This window comes from Streptomyces sp. NPDC052023 (assembly GCF_044548465.1).
Lineage (GTDB): Bacteria > Actinomycetota > Actinomycetes > Streptomycetales > Streptomycetaceae > Streptomyces.
This window is the reverse complement of sequence record NZ_JBIUBW010000019.1, coordinates 70,128-87,241: the sequence shown is the minus strand read 5'-3', so window position 1 is coordinate 87,241 and position 17,114 is coordinate 70,128. Positions and strand designations below refer to the sequence as shown.

Sequence of the window (17,114 nt, the reverse complement as noted above, 5' to 3'; positions counted from 1 at the left end):
CACCCGTGCCGTCCTCGGCTCAGCGAGCCAGTGAACCCTCGGCCTTCGCTCCGTCGAGGCGTCGGGCATACTCGGCCTGCTCGGTGTAGGCCGTGACCTCGGGGAGGTCGGGTGCCTGAAGGCCACAGACCTTGCGAGCGAGCTGTGTCAGCGGCCCGGAGGGTGACAGCTCCGAGCGCTTCATCGTGAGCATCCGAGTGGCGAGCATCGGGGTCCCGTTGAACTGCTCGAACGTGCTCACCCGGTCGCCGAAGTCGGAGACGAAGAGGTCACGGATGACGCGCGAGATGCGCAGACGGTCGTAGGGCTCGCCGATCGCACCCGCCTGCAGCGGTGCCAGCCAGTCGTGAAGCTCGGGGTTGTTCCACTGCTCCTCGGTGGGGAACAGGAGCGAGGCACGGCCGGCAAGGTCGATCACCTCGTGCCTCATCTCGTGGTACCTCTCCAGGTAGTACGAACGGCCGAAGTCGAACAGCAGGACGTTCGGCTTGTAGAGCCCCGACGGCGAGATGAACCCTTCCGCCTCGGACGCGATCACGTGGGCGCGTATCGTCTGGTAGAACTCGATGAGACGCGCCAGGCGCGCCTGGACCGGCGGAAGCTGGTAGGTGCCGAGGTGCTCGGTCATCAGCAGCGCGAGTCCGGCCATGAGCTCGGCCCGGACCATCGTCCGGACGAGCGCCTCGTAGTGCAGCCAGTCGAAGATGCGCTGCGGGTACAGCGAGGCGTGCTCGGTGTTTCCCATGTGGAAGACGCGGTCCCACGGAATGAACACGTTGTCGAAGATGACGGTGCATTCGAGCTCGTCGCCGGCCGAGGAGATCGGGTGGTTGTCCGGGTCGTCGCGCACCGTCGCCTCGCGGGAGACCATCGCGACGCCCGGCGCGTTGGCCGGGCAGGCGCCGTAGAGGACCTGTTCGCTCTCCATTCCCGGGCGGAAGAAGACGCCGATGTGAATGTAGTCGGCGAAGGGCGTGCCGGTGCTCACGGCTTTGACACCGTTGACCACGATGCCGTCGTCGCGGGTCTCCACGACCCGCAGCGCGGTCTTGGCCGCGTGCTGCCGGGAGCGGTCGATCTGCGGGTCGATGAAGGCGAAGGCGCAGTTGAGATCGCCCTCCTTCACGAGCTCCAGGAAATTCATGATGCCCACGGTCAGGTCACGCCCGCCGGTGCCCACGGACTGGTCGCTCCACGGCTTCGGGTCCTCTTCGTAGGTGACCAGGCCGTAGTTGTTCGCGCACGGCGTCCGTCCGACCGATCCGCCGTCGAGCTCCCGGATCACGGTCTCCAGATAGATGCGCTTGCGCCGCAGGCCCTCGGCGTCCCCGTGCTTGAACCACATCATCGAACGACGCACTCCGTCGTCGTCGACGAAGGTCATGGTGTCCTGCAGCTCCGGCTTGTGGTGCAGGTCGTAGAACTTGGCAAAAGTCTTGGCAGCTGCCCTGGTCTTCGGGTGCGTAGTGATGTCGTCGATCCGTTCACCTCCGACCCAGACAACCCGCCCGTCCTTGAGAGACTCCAAGTACTGGTCGCCAGTTCGCATCAGATGTCACCTCTCCACTTCACCCTGCTCGGACTCTTCGTGCCGGCTTGCGATATGAGTTCCACTGGACAGAGCGTCCTCGGGAACTGCCGCGAATCGGTTTGTGGCCTGTCCTCGGTGCGTCAGAGGCTGGAAAATTCGCGCCACAATCGGCCGGCAATTCGAGCTGTACAATTCAAAGCGACGGATCCGATCTCGTCCGACGAGGGAACTCGTTCGGTCGCTGATTTCGTTGAAGTCTAGCTATGAGGTGTTAGTGGGGTGTTAACCCGATGAGAGACGCCGTTAGCGAATGCGTTACTGATCGTTTCAGAATGAGGTTCGAGAAGGCACCTGTGTTCCTGCCGGGGTTGTCAGCCGAGCTTGTCCAGGGCTTGCGGGATGCGCCGTTCGTGACACAGGCCGTGCCAGGCCAGCGACCCGCGTCCATGAGGCGCCCGCCAGCAGGGCGCAATTGTGTTGGACACGGTGATCACGGTGGCCGTAGCCTCGATCGGTCCCAGCCTTCATACGTTCGAAGAGGTGTATTTGATGACGGTTCAGGTTCTCGCGGTCAGCTCCCGTCGGCCGCTCAGCCCCACCGTTGTGACCTCCACGAACCGAAGGAACCCCTGTCATGGATCTGCCGCGTAGCTTCACCATCCGCGAGAGCAGCCACCGCATCTGCAACCCGTTCACCAGCGACAAACTGGCGCTCCTGGGCCAGGCCATCAGCCCTGCGCCAGGCACGCGCATGCTCGACCTCGCCTCCGGCAAGGGCGAGATGCTGTGCACCTGGGCCCGGGACCACGGTGTCTCCGGCACAGGGGTCGACATCAGCACCGTCTTCCTCGACGCCGCCCGTGAGCGGGCTGCGGAGCTGGGCGTTGCCGACCGGGTCGACTTCGTGCACGCGGATGCCTCGGGCCACGTCGCCGACGAGCCCGTCGGAATCGCCGCCTGCATCGGCGCGACCTGGATCGGCTCCGGCGTCGCCGGCACCGTCGAACTCCTGCGGCGCAGCCTCGCTCCTGGAGGCATGATGCTGATCGGCGAGCCGTACTGGCGCCGCGAACCGGAGGACCAGACGGTCGTCGAGGGCTGCCACATGGCCCGCAAGGACGACCTGCTCACCCTGCCGGAACTGCTCAAGCAATTCGGGGACCTGGGCTGCGACGTCGTCGAGATGGTCCTCGCCGATCAGGACAGCTGGGACAGGTACGTCGCGGCTCAGTGGCTCAACATCCGGCGCTGGCTCGACGCCAATCCCGATGACGAGCTCGCCGACGGGATGCGCGAGGAACTGACCGCGGCACCCGTCCAGCACGTCAGGTACCAGCGTGAATACCTCGGGTGGGGCGTTTTCGTCCTGATGGGCCGCTGACAAGCCAATTCGTGTGAGCCCCGGCACCACCTGCCGGGGCTCACCCTCGTGGAGCCACACTGGTCTTGCGCTCGTCGATCGTGGTCGGCAGGGTGTCCCGGTGCGTACTGAGCTGGCATCCTGGACGGTGTCGTGTTCCGGACCGGGCAGCTTTTGCCGGCATCTTGTACGTCCTGCGGACCGGCGTTGCCTGGCGTGACGTCCCCGCCAGGACCGTGGGCTGCTCCGGAGTCTCGGCCTGGCGCCGGCTGCGGGACTGGACCGAGGCCGGCATCTGGCCACGCCTTCACGCCCCCCTGCTCCCGAGCTGCGCCGCGCGGGTTTGCTGGACTTGGACGACTGCTCCGTGGACGGTTCTCACATCCGGGCCCTCAAAGGGGGGACCTCCTTGTGCCCTCACCCGTTGGCCGTGCCCGCCGCGGCTCCCAGCACCACCTGATCGTCGACCGTCACGGAACCCCGCTTGCCGTCACGCTCACCGGCGGCAACCGTCATGACGTCACCCAGCTCATGCCCCTGCTCGATGCCGTGCCGTCGATCCGGGGACTGCGAGGACGCCCCCGCCGCAAACCCCGGCGCATGTACGCCGACCGGGGCTACGACTTCGACAAGTACCGCCGCTTGCTGAGGAAGCGCGGCATCAAACCCTTGATCGCCCGACGCGGCGTCGCCCACGGCTCCGGACTGGGCAAGGTGCGCTGGGTCGTCGAACGAGCCTTTGCCTGGCTGCACCAGTTCAAACGGCTCCGCACCCGCTACGAACGACGCTCTGACCTCCACCAGGGTCTGCTCGAACTGGCCTGCACCCTCATAGGCCTCCGCCGCCTCCGCACCTCACTCTGAAACGATCAGTGAGGCGTCTCCAACAGTGTGAGGCCGGCCAGGCTTCTGCCTGGCCGGCCTCACACTGTCGTGCGCGCTGTCAGAGCTGGGCTTCCACCGGTGCGGGCGGCTCCGGCATGTCCAGCTCGAAAGCCATGACACGGTGGAAGCGCGACAACGCATTCCACATGCTGATGCACATGACCAGCTCGACCAGCTGAGCCGCGTCGAACACCCGCTGCACATCGTGCAGCACGCTCCCCGAGACGCCGGTGACGCCCTTCGCCACGGGGACCGTGGGAAGGGAGAGCGTCATCTCCTCAGCCAGCTGGAGTGCCAGCTGTTCCTGCTCGGTGAAGCCTTCGAGCTTGCCGCTCGCAACGGCCCCGAGCTCGTCGACCTCCACCCCCTTGGCCAGCGCGGACGTGCAGCGGTGACTCGCTGTGTAGCGACAGTGGTTGAGCACGGCGACACGTACGGCGACCAGGTCCTTCAGGCGCCCCGCCAACGCGCCGGGGCCGTTGAGCTTTCCGAGGAAGGGCAGGTAGGTGGCGAGCAGGCCGGGACTGTTCCCGATGGCCGCCCAGGTGTTCAGTACTTCGCCGTAGGTGTTCACGCCCTGGGTGAGAGCGGGTTGGTCGGCAGGGAAGAACTGGTCGGATGTGAGTATCGGCACCAGTGACATGCGATTACCTTTCGACGGGGCCTGCCGGCAAGCGGCCGGCTCGGGGTGGGAGTGGGGCGGAGTCCGGGGGAGTGGCCGTATCCGCGGGCTCGGTCGGGCAACGCGGTGCATCGCCAGGTTTCCGCAAGCCGATCGCGATCCCCATCGTGGCGTTGAACCACGGCACGAGGAAGGTCAGGGCGATGCGCGTCGCCAGCACCCACGTGAACGGGCCGTCCCGGACCTGCGAGTACAGATTGACCATGAAGAGGGTGGACCCGACCAGCAAGGCCGCCGTGGTGGACTGCGCGAGCGACCTGCCTCGGACGGCACCACGCAGCGCCACGCTCCAGGCCACACCCTTGTGCGTGGGTGACGGCCGGTTCCCGGTGGGGCGCTGCAGCTTCTCGTACCCCTCGGCGTCGTACGACGGCACGTCTGCACCGGCGCCACACGGTGGCGGACAGCGTCCGGTGCACACCGGTGAGCGGGCACTCACAGCAGGATCCGGAGAGGGTGCTCCAGCGCGCCCACGAACGCCTTCATCCACTCGGCCGCAACGGCGCCGTCCACCGAGCGGTGATCGACCGCGAGCGTCAGGCGCAGAACGGACGCGATGTCGACCGCGCCGTCCTCGACGACCGCCTCCTGCCGCACCGCGCCGACGGCCAGGATCGCGGCCTGCGGGGGATTGATGATCGCCGCGAAGTCCTCGGTGCCGTACATGCCGAGGTTCGTGAGCGTGATCGTGCCGCCCTCCAGTTCGTCCTGCCGGAGCCGGCGCTCCTTGGCACGGGCGATGAGATCCTTCGTCGCCGCGGCGACCCCGTTCATCGACAGGGCGTCGACGCCGCGGACCACCGGGGTCACCAGTCCGCCGTCGGTCGCGACGGCCACGGAGATGTCGACGTCCGCGAAGTGCCGGATGGAGGTGTCGTTCCACTGCACGTTCATCGCGGGCACGAGCACGTGGGCGGACGCGACGGCCTTGACGAGCAGGTCGTTGACGGACACCTTCAGGCCGTCGCCGGCGTTGATCTGCTGACGCAGCTCGAGCAGCGCATCGACGCGTGCGCCGGCGCGCAGATAGAAGTGCGGCGTGTTCTGCTTGCTCTGCGTCAGCCGGCGGGCGATGGCCGACCGCATGCGCGTATTGGGTACGTCCTTGAACCGTCGACCGGCTGCCGGAGTGCCGGTGCTCCGGACCTCCGCCGGCACGTCGGTCGTCGGCGTCTTCTCCTGCTGAGCAGGCTTCGCCAGGGCCGCTTCGATGTCGGACCGCCGGATGCGGCCGTGCGGGCCGGTCCCCACCACCACGTGCAGATCGACGCCGGACTCGCGCGCGAGTCGTCGCGCCAGCGGGCTGGCGAAGACGCGCTCGTTCCCGTCCGGTGCCGCGTCGGCGGGCGCCGCGGCGGCCGGGCCCGCAGGCGCCGCCGGATTCTCCGGGGCCGCAGGTGGGGCCGCGGAAGCCTTCTCCGGCGCGTCTGCGGTGCCGAGCGACGCCACCAGGGCGTCCACCTCGGAGGGCGACTCACCGGGCTGCCCCCAGATCGCGATCGGTGTGCCTACCGCCACCGTGGCGCCGGGATCCACAAGGAGGCGCAGCAGGACGCCGTCACTCTCGGCCTCGACCTCGACCACGGCCTTTTCGGTCTCCACCGTGAAGATCCGATCGCCCTTCCCGTACGGGGAGTTCACACCCGCGTTCCAGGACTCCAGGATCGCCTCCGCGGTGTTGGCGGCGACCTCGGGCATACGCAGAATCTCAGCCATTGTTCTGCTCCCGCGCGATCTCACGGAGCTTGGCGACGACTTCCTCCGTCGAGGCGTACGCGGCCCGCTCCAGCACCTTGCTGATGCTCGGTGACGCCTCGCCGCCGGTCACGCGCTCGATCGGGGAGTCGAGCCAGTCGAAGAGCCGTCGCTGGATCTCGTCGGCGAGCCAGCCGCCGTAAGAGGTGCCGAGGGCTCCCTGTTCGGCGATGAGTACGTTGTTGGTCTTCCGCACCGAGCGGGTGATGGTGTCCCAGTCCAGACTTGCCCGGTCCAGCCAGCGCAGGTCGATGACTTCGGCGTCCACTCCCGTCTGTTCGACCGCCTCCAGCACGGCCGGCGTCATGGCCAGGTAGGTGAGGATGGTCAGGGCCCCGCCGTCACGGCGCACGGCGGCCTTGCCGACCGGCAGGTGGTGGTCGTAGTCGTTCGGCAGTCCGGGACCCGTCGAGTTGTACAGATCCACGTGTTCGAGGACCACCACCGGGTCGTCGCACGCCAGCGCCGTGTTCATCAGGCCGACGTAGTCGAACGGCGTGGACGGTGCCACGATGCGCCAGCCGGCGGCCGTCGCGAAGATGCCGGCCGGATCCATCGAGTGCTGCGATCCGTAGCCGGTACCGGTCGCGACCTTGCTCCGCAGGACGAACGGCACCTTTCCTTCGCCGCCGAACATGTGCCTGGCCTTGCCGATCTGGTTGAACAGCTGGTCGGCCGCGACCCACATGAAGTCGGCGTACATGAACTCGACGACCGGGCGGAACCGGCCGTCCAGCGCGATGCCGCCCCCGAGGCCGGCGAACGCGTTCTCCGAGATCGGCGTCCCGAGCACGCGGTCGGGGAACGCCTCACTCAGGCCCCGGGTGGCGCCGTTGGTGCCGCCGTTGAGCCGGTGGACGTCCTCGCCCATCACCACGACGCGAGGATCGGTCTCCAGGTGGCGTCCCATCACCCCGGCGACGGCACCGATGAACTTCACGTCGGTGAGATCGCCGGCGAAGTCCTCGGTGTCGGTGAACTCGATGCCTGCCAGCTCCGACAGGTCGCCCCGGACGCCTTCGTCGACGAACGCGGGGTCCGGCCACTCCGAGGGCACGATGCGCCGCTCACCCGGCTTGCCGCCCGGGCGCGGCTGCAGGATCTCGTCGCCGAGCCCGGTCATGAGTGCCTTGGCGCGCTCGATCGTCTCCGCGGCCGCCTTCTTGGTGACGATCCTGCGGCGTACCAGATGTCTCACCATGGTGTCGATCGGGTCGCGGGCACGCCACCGGGCTTCCTCGTCCTTGGTGCGGTACCGGAACGCCGAACCGGCGAAGGGGCCGTTCTGGTGGAAGTAGCGGTACACATCGGCTTCGATCAGCGTGGGTCCGTTCCCGGCGCGCATGTGCGCGAGGGCCTGCTGCGTCACGAGGTGGACGGCCAGCGGATCCATGCCGTCGACCTTCCAGCTCCGGATGCCGAATCCCGGGCCACGGCCGGACAGCCTCGGCTCGGCGGTGACTTCGGCTATGTGGGTGGAGACGGCGTACAGGTTGTTCTCGACGAAGAAGCAGATGGGCAGCGACCATGCCGCCGCGAGGTTGAGCGTCTCCAATGTGGATCCGATGTTGGTCGCGCCGTCACCGAAGAACGTGAAGGCCACCGCGTCGGTGCCGGACTGCTTGTGGGCCCACGCGGATCCGGCCGCGAGCGGTACCCCGCCGCCGACGATCGCGTTGGTACCGATGGCGCCGGCCTCGTGCCACTGCAGGTGCATGCTGCCGCCCCGACCGTGGCTGAAGCCCTGGTCGAGACCGCAGATCTCGCGCAGCGTGCGCAGCAGCACGGCCCGGACGTCCTCGGGGAACGGCTTCGTCGGGTCAAGGCCCTTCGGATACAGATGCGCGAGCACCTTGGCGAGGAACTGGTGATGGCCACGATGTGAGCCGTTGACGGTGTCGTCGGAGGCCAAGGTGAAGCAGGCGCCGACCGCGCCGCCCTCCTGGCCGATGCTGGAGTGCGCGGGGCCGTGGATGAGTCCGTCCGCGGCCAGTTCCAGCACGTACTCCTCGAAGGTCCTGATCAGCACCAACTGGCTGAACATGCCCTTCAGCAGGTCCGGATCCGCGGCGTCCCAGTCGTCCTGGTTCACGACGAACTCCGACCACGCGGCCTTCGCTTCGAGTGTGTTTTCCGCAGGCAACGGGAGCCCCCTTCAGTCGACCGGAGTGCATCGACCTTGCCACATTGTTGGATCCAATCACAAGACTTTGCTCGACTGATTGGGGATCTGGGGCCATCATGTCTGCGATGTTGGATCCAAAGGAGGAACCATGGCTCTACCCGGCCTCAAGCGCCTCGATCACATCGGATTCACGGTGCCGGACCTGAACCAGGCGCACCGGTGGCTCGTGGACGTCCTGGGCTGTGAGTACATGTACTCGCTCGGCCCCTTCGGCTCGGCGGACGAGGCGGACGACTGGATGCCGGAGCATCTGAACGTGGACGCGCGCACCGTCATGCGGCAGCTGCGCTTCTACCGGTGCGGAGAGCAGGCCGTGTTCGAGGTCTTCGAGTACCAGGCCGACGAGCAGCGGACGGTGGTCCCGCGCAACAGTGACGTCGGCGGGCACCATGTCGCGCTGTACGTCGACGACCTGGACGAGGCCGTGTCGTTCCTGCGGGACAGAGGTGTTCCCGTGCTCGGGGAGCCGACCGTCAGCGCCGGGCCCTCCGAGGGACAGCGGTGGGTCTACTTCGTCTCGCCGTGGGGAATGCAGTTCGAGCTCGTGTCCTATCCTGGCGGCAAGGCCTACGACCGCGACCCGTCCCAGTTCAGAGGTGACCGCACTTGAGCCCTGCGCACGTCCGGGAGCCGCGCGGGTCGGACAGCGTGAGGAGCCGGCGCATCGCCGGCATCCTCCGCGACGAGATCCTCGCCGGCGATCTGACCCCCGGCACCTGGCTGCGCCAGGACGAACTCGCGGCGCGGCTCGGCGCGAGTCGCATCCCGGTCCGTGAAGCGCTGCGCATCCTGGAGTCCGAGGGCCTCACCGAGTCGTTCCCGAACCGCGGCGCGCGGGTTCCTGTGCTCAGCCTCGAGGACGTGCACACGTACTACCGGATGCGCGAGCGGCTCGAACCGCTGACCCTGACGGAGAGCCTCTCGCATCTCACCGATGACCACCTCGCCCGTCTGGAGCGCATCCAGGAGGAGATCGAGGGCCAGAGCGACGTCAACCGGTTCCTTGTGCTGGACCGTGACTTCCACATGACGACCTATTCGGCGTGCCCCAGCGGCCATCTGCTGGCCATGACGGAGCGGCTGTGGAACTGCACCCAGCACTATCGCCGCGCGTTCATGGTGCTGGCGGACCCGGACAGGGCGACGATCGTCAACGCCGAACACCGGCTGATCCTCGACGCCGTGCGGCGGGGCGATCCCGAGGACTGCGAGCGGTACCTCGTGGGGCACATCCGTCGCACCAGGGTCGAACTCACGGCCCATCCCGAGCTTTTCGTCGAAGGCGACACCGAGGGCACCTGACCGCGGCCGGTGCGCGTGACAGCCGTGTGGCGTCCACGGCTGCTCCGCCGTGCGCGTCCGACGTGGCTCCCAGATGATGCCCGCGCTCGATTTGTATCCAACTTGTACTGAAGGACGGGTGATTGCCTCGCCCGCAACCTGGCGCACCCCCGTATGGGCCCCTACGATGGATCCAATTCCTGCTTACTGAGCATCCGTGTCGAGAGGAGAGCGCCGTGCCCATCGCCACCGTGAACCCCGCAACCGGTGAACTCGTCGAAGAGTTCGCCGCCCTCACGAAGGACCAGATCGACCAGTGCCTGGCGCGAGCGGAAGCCGCGGTCGCGACGCTCCGCGCAACCGACTTCGACACCCGCGCCCGATGGATGCGGGCAGCCGCGGACCTGGTCGAGGCCGAGGCCGACCGGACCGCGCGCATGCTCACGATCGAGATGGGCAAACCGATCGCGCAGGCCCGCGCCGAGGTTCTCAAGTGCGCGTACGCGATGCGGTTCTACGCCGACAACACCGAAAGCATGCTGGCCGACCAGCCACTCGCCGACCCGGGCACGGTCAACGCGTCGGCTGCTTACACCACCTACGAGCCGCTCGGCGTCGTTCTGGCCGTGATGCCGTGGAACTTCCCCTTGTGGCAGGTGATCCGCTTCGCCGCGCCTGCGCTGATGGCCGGCAACGTCGGCCTGCTCAAGCATGCCTCGAACGTGCCGCAGTCCGCGATCTACCTCGACAAGCTCTTCGAACGGGCGGGCTTCCCCCTCGGGTCGTTCCAGACGCTCCTCATCGGAGCGGCCGACGTCGAGGCAGTGCTCCGCGACCGGCGCGTCGCCGCCGCCACGCTGACCGGTTCGGAGCCGGCCGGACGATCCGTCGCCGCTGTCGCCGGCTCCGAGGTCAAGAAGGTCGTGCTGGAGCTGGGTGGTTCCGACCCCTTCATCGTGCTGCCCTCCGCCGACGTGCGCGCGGCCGCCCGCACCGCCGTGACCGCCCGCACGATCAACAACGGGCAGTCCTGCGTCGCGGCCAAGCGGTTCATCGTCCACACCGATGTGTACGAGGAGTTCGTCGAGGCCTTCGTCGCGGGTACGAAGGCGCTGACCGTCGGCGACCCGCTCGACGAGAAGACCGACATCGGGCCGATCGCCACGGAGTCAGGCCGGCGCGAACTCGTCGACCTGGTGAGCGACGCCGTCGCGAAGGGTGCCGTCCTGCGGTGCGGTGGGTCGGCGGTCGGAACTCAGGGATGGTTCTTCGAGCCGGCCGTGCTGGAGGAGGTCACCACCGAGATGCGGGTGTACCGGGAGGAGGCCTTCGGTCCGCTGGCGGTGGTGCACCGGGTCGAGGACGTCGAGCAGGCCGTGCAGCTCGCCAACGACACGACCTTCGGCCTGAGCTCGTCGGTATGGACCAACGACCCTGACGAGGAGCGGTTCCTGATCAGCCGTCTCGCGGCCGGTGCCGTCTTCGTCAACGGAATGACCGTCTCCTACCCCCATCTGCCCTTCGGCGGCATCAAGGACTCCGGTATCGGCCGCGAACTGGCCGCGGAAGGCATCCGGGAGTTCTGCAACCTCAAGACGGTCTGGAAGAGCTGACGACAGCCGTCGGCTTCCTCTGACCCGGTGCGAGGGGCTCGGCCGCTGCCGGCCGGCTCCTCGCGCCCGGTTACCACGCCATAGGCCTGAAACTCCCCGCGCCGCCCGCCGAGCCGGCCCCCCCCCGAGATGTGACGAGCCGCGTCGCCGGGGAGATGCTCACGGCGACGGTGGCCTCCTCGGTGCTCGCCGCCGACCCTGCTGACCGGGTCCCGCGAAGGACCGCGTGCAGCAGCCGAGGCCGCCCCGCATCCCCGGACCGTACGTGCCGACGATGGCCTCGGCATGCCCCCGGGCGGCGGCCCCTCTCCACAGCGCGCAGCCCCAAGGGGCCCGACGCCGCATGACCCCCGGCTCGTCCTCCGATCACCACAGAACTCACGTGTGACCCATGCCGGTTCGAGAACGAACCTCAGGAGAACCTCATGACTGAAGCACCACCTTCGGCCGTGCCGACGACCACCGCGTCTCCGGAACCGGCCTTTCCGCGGTGGTACCGCTCCATGGCGCGCGAGCACCGGCCCGCGTTCTGGGCCGGGTCCGCCGGATGGGGCCTGGACGCCTTTGACTTCATGACCCTTCCGCTGGCTCTCGGATCCATCGCCGCGGCGTTCGCGCTGACCTCCACCGAGGCGGGCATGATCGTGACGGTGACCGTCCTGGCCTCGGCGGTGGGCGGGGCCCTGGCCGGCCTGCTCGCGGACCGGGTGGGGCGGGTGCGAGTGCTGATGATCACCATCGCGACCTTCGCGGTCTTCACGGCACTGTCCGGACTGTCCCAGAACTACGGTCAGATGCTGCTGTTCAAGGGGCTGCAGGGCCTCGGGTTCGGTGGTGAGTTCGCGGCCGGCGCGGTCCTGATAGCCGAGATCGCCCCCGCCCGCCACCGCGGCCGGATCATGGGCTTCGTCGCCAGCTCCTACGCCGTCGGCTGGGCCCTGGCCGTCATCGCCTACTCCGTCATCTTCAGCCACGCGGGCCCCGACGCCTGGCGTTACCTCTTCATCCTCGGCATCCTGCCCGCCTTCGCGCTGCTCTTCATACGGCGCAACGTGAAGGACTCGGACGCCTCGAAGGAGAACCGCCGCCGGGCCAAGGAGGAGACCTCCGCGTCGATGTGGAGCGGACTCGCCGCGCTGTTCCGCCGTGACCTGCGGCGCACCACGCTGCTGACGCTGCTGGTGGGGATCGGGGCGCAGGGCGGATACTTCGCCATCTTCACCTGGCTGCCGTCCTACCTGAGCAAGGAGCGCGGTCTGACGATCGTCGGCACGAGCGGCTACCTGTCCGTCATCATTGTCGGTTGCTTCCTCGGCTACGCCAGTGGCGGGTTCCTGCACGACTGGATCGGCCGCCGCAAGACGTACATCCTCTTCGCGGTCAGCGGAGTGGTGTGTGTGGTCGCCTACACCTGGATACCGGAGGGAGCCAACGGCCTGCTGCTGGTGCTGGGTGTGCCGCTGGGGATGGCTGCGTGCGGGTTGCTGGCCGGTTCGGGCGTGTTCTTCAGCGAGCTGTTCCCGAGCCGGGTGCGCGGAGTCGGCGTCGGCGTCGCCCACAACTTCGGCCGGGGAGTTGCCGCGTTCTTCCCTGCCCTCGTCGGCGTGCTCTCCTCGGTCTTCGGACTGAAGGCAGCCATGGGAATCGGGGCCGTGGGGTACGTGCTGGTGATCATCGGCGTACTGGCGCTTCCGGAAACCCGGGGCCGGCAGATCGCGTAGCTGCGGTGGCCGTCTGTGCGACATCCCACGAGCGGGATGTCGCACAGACGTCCGCGTCGCCGACGCACGCGCCGGCCCACCACAAGCAGCGAGCCCGGGCCGCCGGGTCAATCGGACCGCCGGGCGCGCTCGGCGCGCGAGGGTCGTCCCTCGGGTGGGACCAGGTGGCCCGCCGCGTGGATCAGCGCCGGTCACCGGGGGACCACTCCGAAGGGCTCAGTGCTCGAAGAGCTTGATGAAGCGTGGCAGCGAGGCGTCGAACGCCTCGTCGTACGACATGGACGCGAACTCGTAGAGAGAACGACGGCCGGGGGCACCCGCGCCAGCCGCCCTCAGGGCCTTGTCGAGCCACTCCTTGGCGACCGCAGGGGCTCGGCCGGGCTCGACCACGGCCTGCACGAGGCCGACCTCGCGGGCCCTCTCCGCGGTGAACGGCTCGCCGGAACCTATGTTCTCCATCGCCAGGCGCGGTCCGAGCCGGTGGATGAGGGGCACTTGCGCGATCATCGGCCACATCCCGGCGCTGACCTCCATCGTGCCGATTCGCGCACTGTCCACCGCGACGGCGAAGTCGCAGGCCGCCACGAACGAGGCGCCCCCGGCGAGCGCGTCGCCGTTGACGGCGGCCGCGACCGGCACACCCAGACGAGGGAAGATCCGGAGGGTCTCCAGCAACGCCTTGCCGAACAGTGCGGGGTCCGCACCCGCCTTGATGGGAGCGATGTCCAGGCCGCCGCAGAAGGCCTCACCCGCGCCGGTGAGCAGGACCGCGCGGATGTCGGGGTCGTCGTCACACTCCTGCAGCAGGGAGCGGATGTCGGTGAGGATGCCTGGGTTCAGCAGGTTCCGCTCGCCGTTGCGAATGGTCAACACGCTGACGGCACCGACCACTTCCTGCTCCACGGCGCCGTCCCAGACGCCCTCCACGCTGGTCATCATCCAGTCCTCCCACTTGGTTGCGGTCTGTTCCTGCCGGCGACGGTGCACCCGGGCTGACATGTCAGCCCGGGTGCGTTGCGAGGTGTTGCCGCTGCGTCCTGGCCGCCCGGGTATCAGAGGACCCGGAGGATTTCCTCGACGCGGTCCTTGGCGTCGCCGAAGAGCATGGCGGAGTTCTCGCGGTAGAAGAGCGGGTTCTGGACGCCGGCGTATCCGGAGGCCATGGAGCGTTTGAAGACGATGACGTTCTTCGCGTTCCAGACCTGCAGGACGGGCATGCCGGCGATGGGTGAGGCCGGGTCCTCGGCGGCGGCGGGATTGACGGTGTCGTTGGCGCCGAGGACGAGGACGACGGCGGTCGCGTCGAAGTCGTCGTTGATCTCGTCCATCTCCAGCACGATGTCGTAGGGGACCTTGGCCTCGGCGAGCAGGACGTTCATGTGGCCGGGCAGCCGGCCCGCGACCGGGTGGATGCCGAAGCGGACGTCGACGTCGCGTTCCCTGAGTCTGCGGGTCAGTTCGGCGACGCCGTACTGGGCCTGAGCCACGGCCATGCCGTAGCCGGGGGTGATGATCACCGAGTCGGCCGTCCCGAGGAGCTCGGCGACCCCCTCGGCCGTGATCTCGCGGTGCTCGCCGTAGTCCTTGTCGTCGGCCGGGCGGGCCTCGATGCCGAACCCGCCGGCGATCACGGAGAGGAAGGACCGGTTCATCGCCTTGCACATGACGGAGGAAAGGTAGGCACCCGAGGAGCCGACCAGGGCGCCCGTGATGATCAGCAGGTCGTTCTCCAGCAGGAATCCAGACGCCGCGGCGGCCCAGCCGGAGTAGGAGTTCAGCATCGAGACCACGACCGGCATGTCGCCACCGCCGATCGAGGCGACGAGGTGCCAGCCCAGGGCCAGCGCGAGGAGCGTGACCGCGATCAGCGACCACAGCGCCGGATCGATCACGAACCAGGTGGTCAGCACCGCGAAGGCGGCCAGGGCGCCGAGGTTGAGGTGGTTCTTGCCGGGCAGCATCAGCGGGGACGACTTGATCCGGGCCGAGAGCTTGAGGAACGCCACGATCGAACCGGTGAAGGTGACCGCGCCGATGAAGACGCCGATGAACACCTCGGCGGAATGGATCCCGAGCAGCTGCTGACTCTCCAGCACCTTGGCCTCGGCACTGACGGGGCCGCCCAGGGTGGCCTCGACGTGCAGGTAGCCGTTCCAGCCGACCAGCACCGCGGCCAGACCGACGAAGGAGTGCAGCAAGGCGATCAGTTCGGGGATCTGCGTCATCTCCACCACGCGAGCCCGCCACAGCCCCAGGGCGGCACCGACCGCCATGGCGCCGATCATCAGTGCCAGACCGGTTCCGGAGATGTGCTGGTGGAGCGCCAGCGCGATCGTCGCGGCCATGGCCACCGCCATGCCCCCGATGCCGAAGGACTGGCCGGCCTTGGCGGTCTCGTGGTGGGAGAGTCCGGCGAGCGCCAGGATGAAGAGCAGGGCCGCGACGATGTAAGCGGCCGCAGCGGCTGTCTCGACAGTCATCAGATCGGACACGACAGGGCCCTTCAGTTTCTCGAGAACATGGAGAGCATCCGCCGGGTCACCGCGAAGCCACCGAAGATGTTGACCGAGGCCAGCAGGATCGCGACCGTCGACAGCACGGTGACCACCACGCCGTTCGGGGTCCCGGCGTGCCCGATCTGCAGCAGGGCGCCGACCACGATGATTCCTGAGATCGCGTTGGTCACGCTCATCAGCGGCGTGTGCAGTGCGTGGTGCACGTGTCCGATGACGTAGTAGCCGATCACGATCGCCAGCGCGAACACCGTCAGGTGTCCCAGCAGTGCCGGCGGGGACAGGGCCGCGAGCAGGAACAGCAGCGTGGCGCCGGCCCCGGCCACCGTGAACCGCCGCCGGTTCGACATCGGCGACGTGGTCCGGTGGCCGGCCTGCCGCGCCTCGGGGTGTGGGGATGCGGTGGCGGCCGCGGGCGCGGCGGACACCTGGACCGGTGGCGGCGGCCATGTCGACTCGCCGTCGCGCACCACGGTCATGGACCGCTGCACCACGTCGTCGAAGTCGAGCACCAGCCGCCCGTCCTTGCCCGGGGTCATCAGCTTGATGAGGTTGACCAGATTGGTGCCGTAGAGCTGGGACGCCTGGGCAGGCAGCCGGCCGGGCAGGTCCGTGTAGCCGAGGATCGTCACGCCGTTGGCCGTGACCACTGCCTCGTTGCTGACCACGCCCTCGACGTTGCCGCCGCTCGCGGCGGCCATGTCGACGATCACGCTGCCGGACCTCATCGACGCGACCATCTCGGCGGTGATCAGTGTCGGCGCCGGCCTGCCGGGGATCTGTGCCGTCGTGATCACGATGTCCATCTCGGTGATCCGGTCCCTGTACAGCTCGGCGGCGCGGGCGTTGTAGTCCGTCGACATCTCCTTGGCGTAACCCGTGGCGGACACCTCCGCCTCACCGGGCTCCCCGGCCTCGACGGAGAGGTACTCGCCGCCCAGCGACCTGACCTGATCCGCCACTTCCGGACGCGGATCGGTGGCGTACACGATGGCACCCAGGCTGCCCGCGGCACCGATCGCGGCCAGACCAGCCACTCCCGCGCCGCACACCAGGACCTTGGCCGGCGGCACCTTGCCCGCGGCCGTCACCTGACCCGTGAAGAACCGGCCGAAGGCGTGAGCGGCCTCCACGACGGCGCGGTAGCCCGCGATGTTCGCCATCGAGGACAACACGTCCAGGGACTGGGCCCGCGAGATACGCGGCACCGCGTCCATCGCCAGCGCCGTGATCGGGCGGGCCGTCAGATCCTCCACCAGGGCGGGGTTCGACGCGGGGTTCATGATGCCCATGACCGTGGTGCCCGGTTTCAGCTCGTCCAACTGCTCGGGCAACAGGGCGTTCACCCCGAGCACGACGTCCGCCGCGAGCGGGTCACCGATGCTCGCACCGGCCCCGGTATACGCCTCGTCCGGGAAACTCGACGCCGCACCGGCATCCGGCTCCACGACGACGTCGTACCCCAGCTTCACCAGCTGGGTGACCGTGGCGGGAGTCGCGGCAACGCGCGTCTCACCGCGGCGGGCTTCGCTCACGATTCCGATCAGCATTACCAGAACTCCAGGGGTCGGTGGGGGAGAGCGTCGGC

The 17,114-nt window shown here is 68.3% G+C and carries 12 protein-coding genes and 1 pseudogene; 6 read left to right on the top strand and 7 right to left on the bottom strand.

Annotation, left to right across the window (positions count from 1 at the left end):
* Nucleotides 1-19 precede the first annotated feature (19 nt).
* A complete protein-coding gene (locus ACIHCM_RS29630) occupies nucleotides 20-1,549 on the bottom strand; it encodes a 4-hydroxyphenylacetate 3-hydroxylase N-terminal domain-containing protein (protein WP_399902336.1) in 1,530 nt (509 codons plus the stop codon).
* A 616-nt stretch (nucleotides 1,550-2,165) separates the two neighbouring features.
* On the opposite strand from ACIHCM_RS29630, the gene ACIHCM_RS29625 reads away from it, so the two are divergent.
* Together ACIHCM_RS29625 and ACIHCM_RS29620 are read left to right on the top strand one after the other, a co-directional pair.
* Nucleotides 2,166-2,912: an SAM-dependent methyltransferase gene (locus ACIHCM_RS29625; protein WP_399902333.1), complete on the top strand. Its 747-nt coding sequence runs from the start codon at nucleotides 2,166-2,168 to the stop codon at nucleotides 2,910-2,912.
* A gap of 116 nt (nucleotides 2,913-3,028) precedes the next feature.
* Nucleotides 3,029-3,755 (top strand): annotated as a pseudogene (locus ACIHCM_RS29620) (IS5 family transposase); the annotation flags it as partial.
* Nucleotides 3,756-3,834: 79 nt separating this feature from the next.
* Here ACIHCM_RS29620 and ACIHCM_RS29615 read toward each other — a convergent pair.
* The 3 genes from ACIHCM_RS29615 to ACIHCM_RS29605 all read right to left on the bottom strand — a co-directional run bounded on the left by ACIHCM_RS29615 (nucleotide 3,835) and on the right by ACIHCM_RS29605 (nucleotide 8,356).
* The gene (locus ACIHCM_RS29615; protein WP_399902330.1) at nucleotides 3,835-4,410 is read right to left on the bottom strand and encodes a carboxymuconolactone decarboxylase family protein; all 576 of its coding nucleotides are present in this window, start codon (nucleotides 4,408-4,410) and stop codon (nucleotides 3,835-3,837) included.
* Between the two features lie 483 nt (nucleotides 4,411-4,893).
* Nucleotides 4,894-6,174, bottom strand: a complete 1,281-nt coding sequence (locus ACIHCM_RS29610) for a dihydrolipoamide acetyltransferase family protein (RefSeq protein ID WP_399902327.1) — start codon at nucleotides 6,172-6,174, stop codon at nucleotides 4,894-4,896.
* Nucleotides 6,167-8,356, bottom strand: a complete 2,190-nt coding sequence (locus ACIHCM_RS29605; RefSeq protein ID WP_399902324.1) for a thiamine pyrophosphate-dependent enzyme — start codon at nucleotides 8,354-8,356, stop codon at nucleotides 6,167-6,169. Before ACIHCM_RS29605 ends, ACIHCM_RS29610 begins: the two co-directional genes overlap by 8 nt.
* Before the next feature lie 130 nt (nucleotides 8,357-8,486).
* Between ACIHCM_RS29605 and ACIHCM_RS29600 the strand changes: the two genes are divergently transcribed.
* From ACIHCM_RS29600 to ACIHCM_RS29585, 4 genes are all read left to right on the top strand, one after another.
* Entirely contained in the window at nucleotides 8,487-9,008 is a 522-nt protein-coding gene (locus ACIHCM_RS29600) for a VOC family protein (RefSeq protein ID WP_399902321.1), read from the top strand.
* On the top strand, nucleotides 9,005-9,700 hold the full coding sequence (locus tag ACIHCM_RS29595; protein ID WP_399902318.1) for a GntR family transcriptional regulator: 696 nt from the start codon (nucleotides 9,005-9,007) through the stop codon (nucleotides 9,698-9,700). The genes ACIHCM_RS29600 and ACIHCM_RS29595 overlap by 4 nt, the downstream gene beginning before the upstream one ends.
* A 215-nt stretch (nucleotides 9,701-9,915) precedes the next feature.
* Nucleotides 9,916-11,292 (top strand): NADP-dependent succinic semialdehyde dehydrogenase, encoded by a 1,377-nt coding sequence (locus ACIHCM_RS29590; protein ID WP_399902315.1) that lies wholly within the window; start codon nucleotides 9,916-9,918, stop codon nucleotides 11,290-11,292.
* A 425-nt stretch (nucleotides 11,293-11,717) separates the two neighbouring features.
* Nucleotides 11,718-13,013 (top strand): MFS transporter, encoded by a 1,296-nt coding sequence (locus ACIHCM_RS29585; protein ID WP_399902312.1) that lies wholly within the window; start codon nucleotides 11,718-11,720, stop codon nucleotides 13,011-13,013.
* A gap of 216 nt (nucleotides 13,014-13,229) precedes the next feature.
* On the opposite strand, the gene ACIHCM_RS29580 is transcribed toward ACIHCM_RS29585, so the two are convergent.
* From ACIHCM_RS29580 to ACIHCM_RS29570, 3 genes are all read right to left on the bottom strand, one after another.
* Nucleotides 13,230-13,952, bottom strand: coding sequence for an enoyl-CoA hydratase/isomerase family protein (locus ACIHCM_RS29580; protein ID WP_399902309.1), 723 nt, complete (start codon nucleotides 13,950-13,952; stop codon nucleotides 13,230-13,232).
* 113 nt (nucleotides 13,953-14,065) lie between these two features.
* On the bottom strand, nucleotides 14,066-15,493 hold the full coding sequence (gene pntB / locus ACIHCM_RS29575) for a Re/Si-specific NAD(P)(+) transhydrogenase subunit beta (RefSeq protein ID WP_399902306.1): 1,428 nt from the start codon (nucleotides 15,491-15,493) through the stop codon (nucleotides 14,066-14,068).
* 23 nt (nucleotides 15,494-15,516) lie between these two features.
* Complete coding sequence (locus tag ACIHCM_RS29570) at nucleotides 15,517-17,076, bottom strand: Re/Si-specific NAD(P)(+) transhydrogenase subunit alpha (RefSeq protein WP_399902302.1); 1,560 nt, start codon at nucleotides 17,074-17,076, stop codon at nucleotides 15,517-15,519.
* Nucleotides 17,077-17,114: the final 38 nt, after the last annotated feature.

Bases quoted from the DNA above. Each gene is read 5' to 3' on its own strand.
- ACIHCM_RS29625 (WP_399902333.1), top strand. From the start codon at position 2,166: ATGGATCTGCCGCGTAGCTTCACCATCCGCGAGAGCAGCCACCGCATC.
- pntB (WP_399902306.1), bottom strand. From the start codon at position 15,493: ATGACTGTCGAGACAGCCGCTGCGGCCGCTTACATCGTCGCGGCCCTG.
- ACIHCM_RS29580 (WP_399902309.1), bottom strand. From the start codon at position 13,952: ATGATGACCAGCGTGGAGGGCGTCTGGGACGGCGCCGTGGAGCAGGAA.
- ACIHCM_RS29570 (WP_399902302.1), bottom strand. From the start codon at position 17,076: ATGCTGATCGGAATCGTGAGCGAAGCCCGCCGCGGTGAGACGCGCGTT.
- ACIHCM_RS29585 (WP_399902312.1), top strand. From the start codon at position 11,718: ATGACTGAAGCACCACCTTCGGCCGTGCCGACGACCACCGCGTCTCCG.
- ACIHCM_RS29600 (WP_399902321.1), top strand. From the start codon at position 8,487: ATGGCTCTACCCGGCCTCAAGCGCCTCGATCACATCGGATTCACGGTG.
- ACIHCM_RS29610 (WP_399902327.1), bottom strand. From the start codon at position 6,174: ATGGCTGAGATTCTGCGTATGCCCGAGGTCGCCGCCAACACCGCGGAG.
- ACIHCM_RS29630 (WP_399902336.1), bottom strand. From the start codon at position 1,549: ATGCGAACTGGCGACCAGTACTTGGAGTCTCTCAAGGACGGGCGGGTT.